Genomic DNA, 12,701 nt, shown 5'->3' with positions numbered 1-12,701 from the left:
TTGAATGAAAAGGAGTGTCTACCATGTTGAAAGATAAAATTGCGCAACTAGTCGCTGAGAACGGGCCATTGTTCCCGTTTGAAAAAGAATACGCTGTGAAACAAGGATTGATTGATGACAACGCTGAGTTTGAAAATAAAGAATGGATTTTCCCAGTCATAGAGAGATGCCTAAAAGAGACAGAAGAGGTCATCAAAGAGGAATCGGATTCATTTATGAATAAACCTGTCTCCTATTTCTCCAAAAATGCCGAAGAGTTTTTGTATGTTGAATCAAATGCTTTTGAAACGATTGGGGTTGATGGAATCGCTTTTGAGATGGATGATGTTTTCGAGACATCGACTGTCCTTTTCGGATTGAAAGTACAGAAAAAATGGGGTTCTTTCCTGAAGGATTATTTAGAGGCGAATGTCGGTTCAAAAACCTATAGTGCCATGTTTTCAGACCAGGACGGACTATGGGATATCAATATACCGCTTGATCAATTAGACGGCTTCGATAAAGAAATGTCAATAAAAGATGCTATGGATCTCGCCTACCGTTTCATTTTCAAGTTGCTAGCAGCAATCGAGGCAGCAAATTGAAGCATGCATTCGAAACGGAAACCCGGGAATTCATTTACACATATGTAAGGCAAGTAGACGAGCATGATCTTTGCCGATTGGAAATGAGAGCGTTCTTCGGCTTTGACAGTCCGATGAACGTCATTACAAGTAAAGTGAAGATTGACCCGAGCAGGAGCCCTTTCATGAAGGAGCGTCTCGAAATCCTGTTCTCCGAAAACGATTTGGAAGAAATAATAAAGCAAGCATCTGAATTCGTCAGCCATAAAACATTCAAGGTGACGTGCTTGAACTCGATTGCCCTTGACTCTACTGCCAAGCTACGTCAACCGGAAAGGCGCAGCATTGAGCGGGAAATTGGAGAAGTAATTCAAGGGGAAGCAGAACTGCTGGAGCCGGAAGTGAACTTTGGAATTGTTTTCCTTGGAGGAGACTGGCATTTCGGCATTTTGCAGGAGAGCGAGCCGATTTGGCGATTTCATATGCAAAAGCCCCATATGTATTCCACTGCTTTAAGCACCCGTGTCGCAAGAGCTGTTGCTAATATTGCTGTCCCCCATCCTGAAGGCATTAAGGCGATCGATCCGTGCTGCGGAATTGGAACCGTTTTGGTGGAAGCGCGGTCCATGGGTATTGACATGGTCGGTAGAGATATCAACCCTCTCGTCTGTCTTGGCTCGAGAAAGAACCTCGCCCATTTCGGATTGGAGGGGGAAGTCGTAAAAGGCCCTATTTCCGAAGTGACAGATACATATGATGCAGCGATTATTGATATGCCCTACAATCTGTTTACACATATTACCGCTGAAGGACAACTGGACATTCTAAAGAATGCTAGACGGATAACGAAGCGACTCGTCGTCGTCACGATTGAACCGATGGATCATATGATTACGGAGGCAGGCTTTACGATTGTTGACCGCTGTGTAGCGAAAAAGGGGACGTTCGAACGGCAAGTCGTTGTTTGTGAATGAATGAGGAGTATTCATGTAAACAAAGGGGTGGGGTGATTGAGAAGATTTGCGAGTGTCATGTTTCTTAGTTGTTTAATGATTCTTGCTGGATGCAGCTCTATTTCTAAGTACGATGATGAAGATGTTGCTGCTGTTGTAAGAGGGGAAGAAATCACAGTCGGTGAGCTGCGGTTTTTGTATGAGGATGATAAAGTTTTAGAGAATCTTGATGGGATGATCAAAGCGACATTAGCCGTTCAAGAGGCGAAGAGATTGGGTCTTGATGTCTCTAAAAAACTACAGGAAATCCAGGAGACAAAAAATTCAGTTCTTGAGCTTTACCCTCCAAAGGAAGACGTGAGCGAAAAGGCAAAAGACATGCGTCAATTTGCAGAATCACAGGCTAAAAAGTTAAACATGGATTCCGATGAGTTCATCGTTAAACATTATGAAATCATGAGTGAAATGAGCGCCTATATGATTGCTTACATTGAAGAGAAGCTTGGGCAGCCATTTGAATCTGTCGCAGTTGATGAGGCTGAAGGATTCGACAAAATAGCAAATGAGTTGTTGAATAAGTTAGTGGAAGATCATAAGGATGAGATTGAGAAATTTATAAAATAGGCATTTAGAAAAGCTGTATAAAGGACAAAACATATTTAAACGATAATATGTTTTGTCCTTTTATTAATTGGCCAATAAGCCCTCACACTATCACATTTATTTCCTCTTACTTATAGGAATTAAGATATCAAAATGAGGATTATTAAAATCGCGGTCATTTGGATATCTTTCGTGTTTTATCGGTAGTCTATCGTAATATTCCACATTGGGCTCAGTATAAGGCTCGTAATCGCTTGCCTGAAGCCAATGATAGATATTATCGTAAGTTTGACCAATGTTTTGATCTTTTTGATGATGTATCGTCAAGTAGATCATTTTCGGCACAGTTATTTCTACCATACCCTCGGGAAGCTGTTGTTCTTCGGTAACCTCATATACAGAATAGTGTACAAACCCATCCGGTCTAAGATGATATGACAGTCCTAATTGCATTTTGGGATTGATTGCATGATTTAACTCCCCTACTCGATTACTCATGCTTGTAATAAGTTCTTTCAAAGTACTAACTTCTGTGTATGGACCTTCCCACTTTAGTCCGATTCCTCGATATTCGGGTATCTCAACTATTTCATAACTAGAGTTTTTCATTATAATTCCCCTTTGTATTTTATCCATATAATGATCCATTTTGATTTCCCTTTTGTTGAGTTATGTTATGCGATTTATTTCCTCACCCACTCATGTTCTAAAATGCTGTATAAAAGAGAATCACGCCAACCATCTTTCAGTAATAAATCCTCACGCATCCTACCTTCCTTTATCATTCCTACCTTTTCTAAGACCTTTGATGATCCTATATTCCTTGGATCACAAGTCGCGTAAATACGATGTAAATTAAAATTATTAAAACCGTATTCAATTAACAGATTCGCTACTTCTGTCGCAAATCCCTTCCTCCAGTATTGAGGATTTACTATGTATGCTATTTCTCCGACGTTATTGCTAAAATCTCTAATATTCATCTCACCTGCACCAATCATTTCTCCACATTCCATTACAATTACTGCAAAGACAAACCGGCTCCTCGGTTCTTTTTTTGCATCTATTAGAACTTGCTTCACAAAATCCTTAGATTCTTGCTCGGAATTTGGCCCCCAAGGCTGATATTGACAAACGTTTTCTTGCGAGGCATATTTGTGAACATCTATCCAATCTATTTCTTCCATTTCCCGAAGAATAACTCTTTCGCTTTTTAGGTAGTTGATCATATACGATCCCCCATTCGTTCTTCTAATAAATAGCAGTTGTTTATGATGACTTCTATGAATTTATAATTATGATTATTGGCTTTCATACCAATTCAACGCCCTGTGTTCCAATTCCTTTACGAATGGCTTTTTTGCTTTGCTGTAAAAAGCTGTGTCATCATATTGCTTAGCTAACTCTTCTTTCAAATATGTATATCGCTCTACTTCTTCGGGATGAGTTCTTAAGTAATCTCTCATAACTAGATGTCTTTGAATGTGTGGGTTATCCTTCTGATAAACATGAATATGATGGGTTCTGTTTTCCCCGCCTTTACGAAATAACCGCCGACCTTGAATTCCCCATTCGCCTGCAACATCATATCCATGTGAATGCATCTTTTCATTAAACGTATCGATTTTATTGATGTCATTTACGAGACACATCATATCAATGACGGGTTTTGCCTTCATGCCAGGAACTGAGGTACTCCCGAAATGTTCAAATTTGATGATTTCCTCCCCGAATAGACCTCTTAAGAAAAGAGCTTCATCATTGAACATTTGAACCCAATTTTCATCATACTCCGACAGCCTGATCTTCAAATAAATTCCTCCTGAATTTAATCGGTTCCAAACCCTATTTCACATGTTCGACTTTACATATCCAAAAAACGATAATTCACCGTTTTCGTTCTCCACAATACTGTATGGATGGACTTGATCAAAATATTTTCGGACAAATCTCCCTTCACCTACTGGATAGATTTCAATATGGAGATTGCCGGAGAATCTCGTAAAGTATAATTTGCCGTTAATGAATTCTATTTCAATTTTATCTATCAAGTATGTCCCGCAATATTTTTTCAGCTGACTTTCATTGAGTGGAATCTCTTTATGAATTACCGGAACATCTACTTCAACATGATGCATAATATCGGAAATTGCATTACCCAGTCTGTACTGATTTATCGCCTCATTATTGGAAAGAATAATGATACATAGATCTTCATCGAAAAAATTTTGCATATAAGTACTGATTCCTAGATGATCCCCTCCATGGGAATACTTGTCTGTGCCGTAAACACGTTGATGCTCGAGTCCATAGCAATAATTATTTTTGTTCACACCAAAAAACCTAGAATAAACTTTCTCGGACAATAACTTCCGATCCCGCAAACACGTATACCATTTGTACAAATCATTGCAGTTCGAAACGATGGCACCTGCACCGATACTATATTTCTCATTATAATACGGACTTTTTATTGTTGTATCAAAATCTTTTACATAATTACTTGATCTGTTTTTAATCGGTTTGCAACCATCATCAACATTGCTGCTCATCAGATGTAAAGGGAGGAATATGTGGTTTCTTAGAAAATCTTCATATTTTTCGCCTGAAACATTTTCTATAATCCACGCAAGCAAATTATAGTTCGAGTTATTGTAATCATATTCCGTTCCCGCATCTATCGTAGGCTTTTTATTAATATACCTTTGGAAGAATTCGTTTCGTGAATAATCCGTTCTATTGTAACCAGCAAAGAAGTCATTATTGAAGTTTGTGAAGTTAAACAAACCAGAAGTATGTGATAATAAGTGATGGACAGTGATCGATTCGTCAATTTGCATTTCAGCAGGGAGGTATAATTGTGCAGGTTTATCGATATCTAGCACTTTCTTATCATAAAGTAGCATAATCGCAAAGGCGGTAAACTGTTTTGACAAGGAAGCGATAGAGAAGCACGAATCGATTTCATTTTTTATTCCAAACTCGATACTCGCATAGCCGTATGCATTTTCAAAAAGCACTTCCCCTTTTTGAGTCACTTGAATAACTCCGTAAAAATCCCACAACTTTAGGTATTCGTTAATATATGCCTCTAGTTTTAATTGTTGTGCTTCCATAAGTTCACACTTCCTTACCACTAAAATTCCACATAAAAAGGTTGAATACTATTATCAAGACAGTACTCAATTCTTTGCCTGAAATTCCCTAGAGTTACCATCTCTAAAGCTTGCTCTATAGAAAAAAATCCAACTTCTAAACTTTCCGGAGAAGTTGTTAATTTGCCTCCAATTGGCTTAGCTAAAAACAACGTATTACAGATTGATTTGTTTACATTTTGAAATATTCCACAAAACTTGAGGACTTCAATTTCAATACCGGACTCCTCTCTAGTTTCCCTAATTGCGGCATCTTTCAAAGACTCGCCTTCCTCAACGATTCCACCTGGCATTTCCCAACCTCTCATCGGTCCTTTAATTAACAGGATTTCCTTTTGGTCATTGAGTACAATAGTTGCAGCTGATACAAAATGTTTAGGTGGTGTGTAAACTTGTGTAGTATTTTGGCCCAAAGATATTGCCCCCTCTATTATGTTATTTGAGTTTCTATATATTTTTTAAAATAATATATCTTATAATCACCCGTATCAGAGGAAAACTTCAGTACATTTCCATCAGTAGGTATCCCTTTGAAATAGGCGCCAATACAACCGGTAGTACATCTATGACCGGCTACAAGAATATTCCGTTCATCATTTCCATACTGTTTTTCAAGTTCTTTCATAAAATCAAACACCCTTCTAACAAATTCTGCTGGTTCTTCAACCCCTTTATAAATTGAGGAATCTGGTAATGATCCAACCATCTTTACTTCGCTGATATGTAACCCGTCAGCTTCTCCTAAATCAAATACGTCCAATCGATCATCCACAACAGCTTGTAGCTCGGTAATAATTTCCGCAGTTTGTACAGCTCTTTCTTGTGGGGAAGAAAAAACAAAATCAAACTTTACTTTTTGTAATATCTCTTTTAATGCTTCAGCTTGTTGTACTCCATGCTCGTTTAGCGGCACACCCATTCTCCCCTGCATTTTTCGGTCTTTATTCCAATCTGTTTGTCCATGCCTTACTACATAGATCATGGAAAACTCCCCTTTAATATGTTTTCTTTTCTAACCTAGCACCGAATTATTCCGTTCAATCCTCATCCTAAAATGGTTCATAATCCTGATCTGCTCTTCTGTTAACTTTTCTTTATTCCAGTACATATGCAGTGAACTACCCACCACTTAACGCTTAGCGTTTGAACTGGGGGCTTCTCGACTTATCGCTGCTTTTACTAGCCAACGAAAACTGACCGAGCTAACCCTCTTGTTCCAAGAGTTCTGTTTCATCAGGACAAATCCAATATCAACCGTCCCTCGTTCTTGATGTTGATAGCGGCATTCCAATCCCGATCGATAACGAATCCGCAATCGCAATTGAACGTCCGTTCGGAAAGGTGTAAGGCAGCATGCATATGACCACAGGCCGAACAGGTCTTGGAGGAGGGGAACCATTTGTCAATCTTGATGAGTTGCTTGCCTTGTTCATCCAATTTATAACGCAAGAATGTCGTGAACATCCCCCATCCGTTGTCGGCAACGCTTTTGCCGAATCGGAAGGCCTTCGACATCCCCTTCATATCAAGATTTTCGATGACGACACAATCATATCTGTTTGCTAATTTTCTTGACTCTTGATGAAGGAAGTTCTTTCGTTGGTTTGCCACTCTTTCGTGGAGTTTGGCGACTTTGATTCGCTGCTTTTTCCAGCGGGAGGAGCCATTCATCATGTTGGACATTTTTCTTTGTTCCTTTGCCAGTTTTCCTTCTGCCTGTCGATAGAACCGTGGATAATAGGCTTTCTTACCCTCTTCGCTTTCGACAAAAAGTCCATCCATGGCAAAATCCAATCCGACGACATGGTTGATTTCTTTTTTGACCGGATTGTGTTCGTATTCTGTGAGTATGGAAACATGGTATTTTCCAGTGGCTGAACGGGAAACGGTGCATGACTTGATGACATGATGGGATGGGATTTCGCGATGCTGTTTCATTCTAAGGGGTGTGAGTTTCGGTAGTTTGATATGACCAGCAAGAATCTTGATGTTTCCGGTGACCATGTTTGTCGTGTAGGACTGTTTAGACTTACGATTCTTGAATTTCGGATACTTCGTCTTGCCTAAGAAGAAATTGGAGAATGCCCTTTGCAGATTCAACTGGGCGTTGGCGAGTGCCAGGCTGTCAACCTCCTTGAGCCACTCAAATTCTTTCTTGTATTTGGCGGGAGTAGGAAACTTCTGCTTCCTCAGTAATGCCTTGTTGTCTTTGTATTTTTCATAGGTTTCCTTGCGTTCCGCCAGCATTTTATTGTAGACAAATCGGACACAGCCGAATGTCCTGACCAAAAAGTCTTCCTGCTCCTTTGTCGGAAAGATTCGAAATTTGTATGCTTTATTTGCCACTCCAATCACCTCATTTCAGAGTAATAGGAATACTTGTTCCTATTATATCAATGAAAAGCGGTGTTGGCTATTGCCAACCGAAATTCATCTCCCTCTTACCGTTGGGTTTCACCCTTCACACGCTTGAAGAGGGAGAACTCTTTCGGAATTTCATTAAAAAACAGATATTTTCTTATACTCTTGTTATCTTACACTATATTGCCAATTTGAAATCAAATGTTATAACAAACATTATATAGGAAGGCAGTGTCCTGGGAGTAAAAGCGGTAGGGTGACGTACTTTGGGCGCAGGATGGCTTGCTTGGACGTGAGTCGAACTGCTTTGGACTCGTAACGGCCTACTTTGGGCGTTGGCCACTATCCGAGTCAAAAAAAGCAGTCCAGACGATTCTCTGGACAGCTCCCTTTTCGTTATTTTATTTTGAGATTTCAACAGTGTAGTCTGCTAACAAACGTGCACCATAGCCTGTTGCTGATTTAGCATAATAGCCTGATGCGCTTGACTTGCTCATCATACCCGCCATGTCAACATGAAGCCATTTGCTGTTTTCTGGTACGAAGCGACGTAGGAACAGTCCTGCAGTGATGGAGCCCGCAAAGTTCAATGAACTGATATTGTTCATGTCTGCGTAATCACTTGCCAATGACTTGTCATAAGCTTCTACTAACGGCATCGGCCAGACGTAATCACCGTTTCTGTCTCCCACTTTTTTCATGACGAAAGATAATTCTTCATCCCCAAAGACACCGCCAATTTCAGAACCTAATGCATTTACGATCGCACCAGTAAGTGTTGCGATGTCAACGATGTATTCCACATTTAATTCTCCTGCGCGGATAAGTGCATCCGCCAAGATGAGGCGTCCTTCTGCGTCTGTATTGCCTACTTGAACTGTTTTTCCGTTTTTATAACGTATCACTTCGCCAGGGAATACGGAATTTGCATCCGGTGTATTTTCTACCATTGGAATTAAAGCAACGACATTCACTTTCGCCTGTGAATCAACGAGAAGCTGCATTGCTCCTGCAACTGCTGCAGAACCTCCCATGTCCATACGCATGCTGCTTAAATCTTTTCCGCTTTTCAGGCTGATTCCGCCTGTATCGAATGTAACGCCTTTTCCGACGAGCGCAACAAGCGGTTTGGACGCATCTCCCTCATAACGAATCTCAACAAATGATGGATTGTATTTACTGCCACGGTTTACAGTCAAGAGACCGTTCATTTCCATCTCTTTAAGCTGCTCTTTGCCGTGTACTGTTATTTCAACGTCTTTCCCTTCAAACTTTTGCTTCAATACTTCCGGATACGTTTCAGGATTCAAGACATCTGACAATTCATTCATCAAGTCACGAGAGAAAGCAGTTGCTGCTGCACGGATTTTACCCGATTGAACAGCTGCTTGCGCGTCATTTCCATCGATTTCAAGCTCAGTACTGAATCGCTCTGCTTCAGATTTATATGATAGGAATTGGTAGGAACCGAGATCCCATCCTTCTGCAAATGCAGTTGTGACTTCCACTTTGTCCAAGCCGACAAACACATTTCCTAGTACGTCTTCCTTTACAATCGCCTTGTCCACTTTTTGTCCTGCCAATTCACGCGCAATGTCACCTGCTGTCGAACGAACTTTTTCCATGTTTGCCTTTTCAGCTTCCTTTATGACGACATAGTGTGTGTCATCGATTAAGACCGAGCAATGAGTTGCTTTTTGCTGCGCGACGAAATTTTTTCGTGCTTCGTTTCCGCTAATCAATTCATCTTTTGCGAAAATGAGTTTTACTTCTGTCATTTCCATTCCCCCTACGGCTATTTATTTCGATTACAGAAATAGTTTACCATAAGTCAGCTATTTTAAAAGAATTATCTTTTTTCGGATATGACTAAGAAGAACGTCGCAACAGGACCGAATAATAAAGATAATAAAAACCAATTCAGTCCGCTTCTATTTTTCCCTTGCGCGATTCCTGCGTTGATTAACGCTAGTGTACCCCATCCTACAAAATAGCTTCCTTCCATACTATTTCCCCCTCACTTAGATGTCTGTTTTTCCTGCCTGTTCTTTGAGAAAACCAGCCGCTTCCTGTACATCGTTCGTGCAGTAGAGCGTCTTACTCGCGTCCATTACGACCCGATCTTCCGCGTCAATATAATCTGCAAGCGGAATCGTATTAAAAAACTTTTTCCATTTATGCTTTTGCTCAAGCAGTTTAATTTCCTTCTCAACATCCTCATTGATAATTTCATTTATCATAAAAACCGTTTCATTCATGTCCACTTTTGGAAAACGCTTTGAAAGGATATTCAATTGATCTTCATCCCAGCTAGCCTGCACTAAAGAAGACGTAGATCCAACATTCTCAGCTACATCCATCAATTCATCCGTCCACGTTTCATATTGGGCATCGTCAAGTTCTTGGACCGATATGATGCCAACGTTGAAATAGATTCTATTCGCTTCTTCCGCTTTCGATTTTTTTCTGCCAAACATACAAAACACCTCCGTACTTGCTACCTTCTATACGTCTCATCACAAGAAAAGTTTCGGTGTAAATATTTTCTACAGTACCTTGCAATGAATAATACCATGTGTTATATTGTTCCTAATCAGTATGTTTGATAAGTCAGTAGTGTTCAATAAACAGTACTGGAAAGGAGAATGATCCATGAATATCCAATTTAAAAAAGGCGTATTGAATCTATGTGTCCTCGTGCTTTTAGACAAACAGGATCGCTACGGCTATGAGTTGGTACAGAAAATATCCGACCAGATTTCGATTTCTGAAGGCTCTGTCTATCCGTTGCTTCGCCGCCTGACGAAAGAAGGTTATTTTACGACATACCTTCAGGAATCGACGGAAGGGCCTCCCCGTAAATATTACAAATTGACGGAGGCTGGGCGAGAGTATTTGCATGAACAATTGGATGAATGGCGCAGTTTTACGGATGGGGTTAATACATTGATCGAGGAGGGCGTTCGCCATGACTGAAAACCAATTTATCAACGAGCTTGAAAACGCTTTGAAACGTTTGCCTACTGATGAAAGAAACGATATTCTCCAAGATATCCGCGAATATTTCTCGGATGGCCGCGAGGATGGGAAAGCGGAAGAAGAAATTGCAGCTTCTCTTGGTTCACCTGCAAAAATTGCGGCTGAACTATTGGAAGCGTACCCATTCAAAGAGACAGCCGAGATGAGTGTGAGCCCGACAAGCGAAGTGATTACACTACAAGATAATAGTTTTACAAAAGTGGATATCGACGTACAGCATGGAGCACTCACCGTCTTCCCTTCCGATACGACTGAAACGAGAGTCGAATTGACGGGGTCTAGAGAAAAACTGGAGTTAACGGCTGAAGTTCTCGGAGATACTCTAAGAATCAAACTGAAAAACAAAGCACACTGGTTATTCTTGTTCAATTTCAATACGAAAGGTGTGGCATTGAACGTGTTTATTCCAAAGAAATTGTATCAATCCATTTCCATGAAATCGGATAATGGACGGATCAACGCCGAAAAATTGATTGGGAAACAAATCGAGTGCCGCACTGATAACGGACGTATCGAATTGGCTGAACTTGCAGCAACTTCTCTTGAAGCAGAGACGGATAACGGCCGGATTGAAATTTCGAAAGTGCAGTCAGACCGCCTGAAAGCAAAAACGGATAATGGTCGGGTGACGCTTAGAAATATCGAAGCTGATACGATTCATGCTGAATCGGATAATGGTCGCATTGAGTTCGACGAAGTTGAAGGCGAGCTGACGGCAATTACGGACAACGGCCGAATCATTCTTGCCGGGGAACATTTGGATCGCAACATCGATTTCCAAACGGATAATGGAAGCATCGAAATTACAACGACACACAAAGCGTCCAACGCGACGATCTTGGCAAAAACCGGACACGGGCGAATTGATGTTTACGGCGAGCGGAATTCACGCAGTCGCTTCGGAGCGGAATTGCATCAAATTCGATTGAAATCTGATAATGGAAGAATTACAGTAAAATGATTCCTTAGTCCCTTTTTGGTGATAACTGAACAGATTCAATAGATAACTACACACATTCGATAGATAACTATTCCAAAAACAAAGAGGGCGAAACTTCGCCCTCTTTAACTGTTTATAGAGTTCTGATAATCACTATCATTGTTTTTAAAGTTCTCGGCACCAACCCGTTTTTTAATTTCCTCTTCACTTAATGGCGGTGGAAGTTGATCTGCGGGAATAATCTCTTCCTCTTTGTACACTTGGTTCCTTTCAACCGCTGCGTTCCTAGCATTAATTGCACGTCCATAACTTTCAGACTCTTCTATCGTCATATTTCCTTCCTCTTCCATTTTCATTCGTGCCCCGCTCCTTTTTCCATTTTTATATTTACTTACCCTTCTTGAATGAAATGAAAACGATTGAATATGATATAGTGAGGCATCAATCCATGTATAGTATGATTATAGAAATTCGCTTTCATACTTTAATTGAAAAGAGGTCTTGCCATGGTTATGGTTTTTGTGGATGCAGATGGCTGTCCGGTCGTCAATGAAACGATTTCAATTGCAAAGCAATTCAAACTGCCTTGTACGCTTATTTGCGATACAGCTCATGAAATGCATCGGGAAGGTGCGGAGACGATTATCGTTTCCAAAGGTGCAGATGCTGTCGATTTTGTTCTAGTTAATAAAGTTCAAAAAGGTGATATTGTCGTCACCCAAGATTATGGATTAGCCGCCATGGTGTTGGCGAAGCAAGGCCATCCGATCGATCAGAACGGCAGACTGTATACAAATGAAAACATTGACCAGCTTTTATTCGCAAGGCATACTGCACAGAAAATCAGAATGGCGGGAGGACGACTCCGGGGTCCGAAAAAACGATCAAAAGAAAACAATGAAAGATTTAAAGAGAAATTTCGAGAGCTATGCAAATTACTCCTATCACCAACCGATTAAGGCCCGCTCTTTTGTCGGGCTTTCATATTCGATTCTCCTCATTCATAAACTATTGTAATTTCTTCTACCATTCTTCATCCAACTTTCAACGATGTTTAGTAACTGACTGCTAAGGTAACAGAATGATA

Annotated in this window: 17 protein-coding genes and 1 pseudogene; 6 read left to right on the top strand and 12 right to left on the bottom strand. The window is 40.4% G+C overall.

Annotation, left to right across the window (positions count from 1 at the left end; translation table 11 throughout):
* Window positions 1-23 precede the first annotated feature (23 nt).
* The 3 genes from ACTHPA_RS14055 to ACTHPA_RS14045 are packed head-to-tail and all read left to right on the top strand — an operon-like array spanning window position 24 to window position 2,140.
* A complete protein-coding gene (locus ACTHPA_RS14055; protein ID WP_440501056.1) occupies window positions 24-584 on the top strand; it encodes a branched-chain amino acid aminotransferase in 561 nt (186 codons plus the stop codon).
* Window positions 581-1,537 carry an RNA methyltransferase gene (locus tag ACTHPA_RS14050; protein ID WP_440501055.1) on the top strand — a complete coding sequence of 319 codons (957 nt, stop codon included), beginning with the start codon at window positions 581-583 and terminating at the stop codon, window positions 1,535-1,537. The genes ACTHPA_RS14055 and ACTHPA_RS14050 overlap by 4 nt, the downstream gene beginning before the upstream one ends.
* A gap of 36 nt (window positions 1,538-1,573) precedes the next feature.
* Window positions 1,574-2,140, top strand: coding sequence for a hypothetical protein (locus ACTHPA_RS14045; RefSeq protein ID WP_440501054.1), 567 nt, complete (start codon window positions 1,574-1,576; stop codon window positions 2,138-2,140).
* 96 nt (window positions 2,141-2,236) lie between these two features.
* Here the strand turns inward: ACTHPA_RS14045 and ACTHPA_RS14040 are convergent, their stop codons facing one another.
* The 11 genes and pseudogenes from ACTHPA_RS14040 to ACTHPA_RS13990 all read right to left on the bottom strand — a co-directional run bounded on the left by ACTHPA_RS14040 (window position 2,237) and on the right by ACTHPA_RS13990 (window position 10,112).
* Window positions 2,237-2,728 (bottom strand): GyrI-like domain-containing protein, encoded by a 492-nt coding sequence (locus ACTHPA_RS14040; protein ID WP_440501053.1) that lies wholly within the window; start codon window positions 2,726-2,728, stop codon window positions 2,237-2,239.
* Between the two features lie 74 nt (window positions 2,729-2,802).
* The gene (locus ACTHPA_RS14035; protein ID WP_440501051.1) at window positions 2,803-3,348 is read right to left on the bottom strand and encodes a GNAT family N-acetyltransferase; all 546 of its coding nucleotides are present in this window, start codon (window positions 3,346-3,348) and stop codon (window positions 2,803-2,805) included.
* Between the two features lie 72 nt (window positions 3,349-3,420).
* On the bottom strand, window positions 3,421-3,930 hold the full coding sequence (locus ACTHPA_RS14030) for a GrpB family protein (RefSeq protein WP_440501050.1): 510 nt from the start codon (window positions 3,928-3,930) through the stop codon (window positions 3,421-3,423).
* 39 nt (window positions 3,931-3,969) lie between these two features.
* Window positions 3,970-5,235, bottom strand: a complete 1,266-nt coding sequence (locus ACTHPA_RS14025; protein ID WP_440501049.1) for a serine hydrolase domain-containing protein — start codon at window positions 5,233-5,235, stop codon at window positions 3,970-3,972.
* A gap of 20 nt (window positions 5,236-5,255) precedes the next feature.
* Complete coding sequence (locus ACTHPA_RS14020; protein ID WP_440501048.1) at window positions 5,256-5,687, bottom strand: NUDIX hydrolase; 432 nt, start codon at window positions 5,685-5,687, stop codon at window positions 5,256-5,258.
* Between the two features lie 17 nt (window positions 5,688-5,704).
* On the bottom strand, window positions 5,705-6,256 hold the full coding sequence (locus tag ACTHPA_RS14015) for a histidine phosphatase family protein (RefSeq protein WP_440501047.1): 552 nt from the start codon (window positions 6,254-6,256) through the stop codon (window positions 5,705-5,707).
* A 30-nt stretch (window positions 6,257-6,286) separates the two neighbouring features.
* Window positions 6,287-6,394, bottom strand: a pseudogene (locus ACTHPA_RS14010) (protein kinase); the annotation flags it as partial.
* A gap of 113 nt (window positions 6,395-6,507) precedes the next feature.
* Window positions 6,508-7,626 (bottom strand): RNA-guided endonuclease TnpB family protein, encoded by a 1,119-nt coding sequence (locus ACTHPA_RS14005; RefSeq protein ID WP_440501253.1) that lies wholly within the window; start codon window positions 7,624-7,626, stop codon window positions 6,508-6,510.
* A gap of 410 nt (window positions 7,627-8,036) precedes the next feature.
* Window positions 8,037-9,413, bottom strand: coding sequence for a leucyl aminopeptidase family protein (locus ACTHPA_RS14000; protein ID WP_440501046.1), 1,377 nt, complete (start codon window positions 9,411-9,413; stop codon window positions 8,037-8,039).
* Window positions 9,414-9,484: 71 nt separating this feature from the next.
* Complete coding sequence (locus tag ACTHPA_RS13995; protein ID WP_440501045.1) at window positions 9,485-9,640, bottom strand: hypothetical protein; 156 nt, start codon at window positions 9,638-9,640, stop codon at window positions 9,485-9,487.
* Between the two features lie 16 nt (window positions 9,641-9,656).
* On the bottom strand, window positions 9,657-10,112 hold the full coding sequence (locus ACTHPA_RS13990; protein WP_440501044.1) for a hypothetical protein: 456 nt from the start codon (window positions 10,110-10,112) through the stop codon (window positions 9,657-9,659).
* A 175-nt stretch (window positions 10,113-10,287) separates the two neighbouring features.
* On the opposite strand from ACTHPA_RS13990, the gene ACTHPA_RS13985 reads away from it, so the two are divergent.
* Both ACTHPA_RS13985 and ACTHPA_RS13980 read left to right on the top strand, forming a co-directional pair.
* Window positions 10,288-10,611 carry a PadR family transcriptional regulator gene (locus ACTHPA_RS13985; protein WP_440501043.1) on the top strand — a complete coding sequence of 108 codons (324 nt, stop codon included), beginning with the start codon at window positions 10,288-10,290 and terminating at the stop codon, window positions 10,609-10,611.
* Window positions 10,604-11,635 carry a DUF4097 family beta strand repeat-containing protein gene (locus ACTHPA_RS13980; protein ID WP_440501042.1) on the top strand — a complete coding sequence of 344 codons (1,032 nt, stop codon included), beginning with the start codon at window positions 10,604-10,606 and terminating at the stop codon, window positions 11,633-11,635. The genes ACTHPA_RS13985 and ACTHPA_RS13980 overlap by 8 nt, the downstream gene beginning before the upstream one ends.
* 104 nt (window positions 11,636-11,739) lie before the next feature.
* On the opposite strand, the gene ACTHPA_RS13975 is transcribed toward ACTHPA_RS13980, so the two are convergent.
* Window positions 11,740-11,970 (bottom strand): hypothetical protein, encoded by a 231-nt coding sequence (locus ACTHPA_RS13975; RefSeq protein ID WP_440501041.1) that lies wholly within the window; start codon window positions 11,968-11,970, stop codon window positions 11,740-11,742.
* A 150-nt stretch (window positions 11,971-12,120) separates the two neighbouring features.
* On the opposite strand from ACTHPA_RS13975, the gene ACTHPA_RS13970 reads away from it, so the two are divergent.
* Complete coding sequence (locus ACTHPA_RS13970; protein ID WP_440501040.1) at window positions 12,121-12,573, top strand: YaiI/YqxD family protein; 453 nt, start codon at window positions 12,121-12,123, stop codon at window positions 12,571-12,573.
* Window positions 12,574-12,701 lie beyond the last annotated feature (128 nt).

Origin of the sequence: Sporosarcina sp. SAFN-015 (genome assembly GCF_051966875.1) — a bacterium.
In the GTDB taxonomy this organism is placed as follows: domain Bacteria; phylum Bacillota; class Bacilli; order Bacillales_A; family Planococcaceae; genus Sporosarcina.
This window is presented reverse-complemented; position numbering and strand designations above follow the sequence as displayed.

What these genes read in the sequence shown, in the direction of transcription:
- ACTHPA_RS14015 (WP_440501047.1), bottom strand. Translation starts at nt 6,256, where the DNA reads ATGATCTATGTAGTAAGGCATGGACAAACAGATTGGAATAAAGACCGA.
- ACTHPA_RS14025 (WP_440501049.1), bottom strand. Translation starts at nt 5,235, where the DNA reads ATGGAAGCACAACAATTAAAACTAGAGGCATATATTAACGAATACCTA.
- ACTHPA_RS14035 (WP_440501051.1), bottom strand. Translation starts at nt 3,348, where the DNA reads ATGATCAACTACCTAAAAAGCGAAAGAGTTATTCTTCGGGAAATGGAA.
- ACTHPA_RS13980 (WP_440501042.1), top strand. Translation starts at nt 10,604, where the DNA reads ATGACTGAAAACCAATTTATCAACGAGCTTGAAAACGCTTTGAAACGT.
- ACTHPA_RS14040 (WP_440501053.1), bottom strand. Translation starts at nt 2,728, where the DNA reads ATGAAAAACTCTAGTTATGAAATAGTTGAGATACCCGAATATCGAGGA.
- ACTHPA_RS13975 (WP_440501041.1), bottom strand. Translation starts at nt 11,970, where the DNA reads ATGAAAATGGAAGAGGAAGGAAATATGACGATAGAAGAGTCTGAAAGT.
- ACTHPA_RS14000 (WP_440501046.1), bottom strand. Translation starts at nt 9,413, where the DNA reads ATGACAGAAGTAAAACTCATTTTCGCAAAAGATGAATTGATTAGCGGA.
- ACTHPA_RS13970 (WP_440501040.1), top strand. Translation starts at nt 12,121, where the DNA reads ATGGTTATGGTTTTTGTGGATGCAGATGGCTGTCCGGTCGTCAATGAA.
- ACTHPA_RS13985 (WP_440501043.1), top strand. Translation starts at nt 10,288, where the DNA reads ATGAATATCCAATTTAAAAAAGGCGTATTGAATCTATGTGTCCTCGTG.
- ACTHPA_RS14055 (WP_440501056.1), top strand. Translation starts at nt 24, where the DNA reads ATGTTGAAAGATAAAATTGCGCAACTAGTCGCTGAGAACGGGCCATTG.
- ACTHPA_RS13990 (WP_440501044.1), bottom strand. Translation starts at nt 10,112, where the DNA reads ATGTTTGGCAGAAAAAAATCGAAAGCGGAAGAAGCGAATAGAATCTAT.
- ACTHPA_RS13995 (WP_440501045.1), bottom strand. Translation starts at nt 9,640, where the DNA reads ATGGAAGGAAGCTATTTTGTAGGATGGGGTACACTAGCGTTAATCAAC.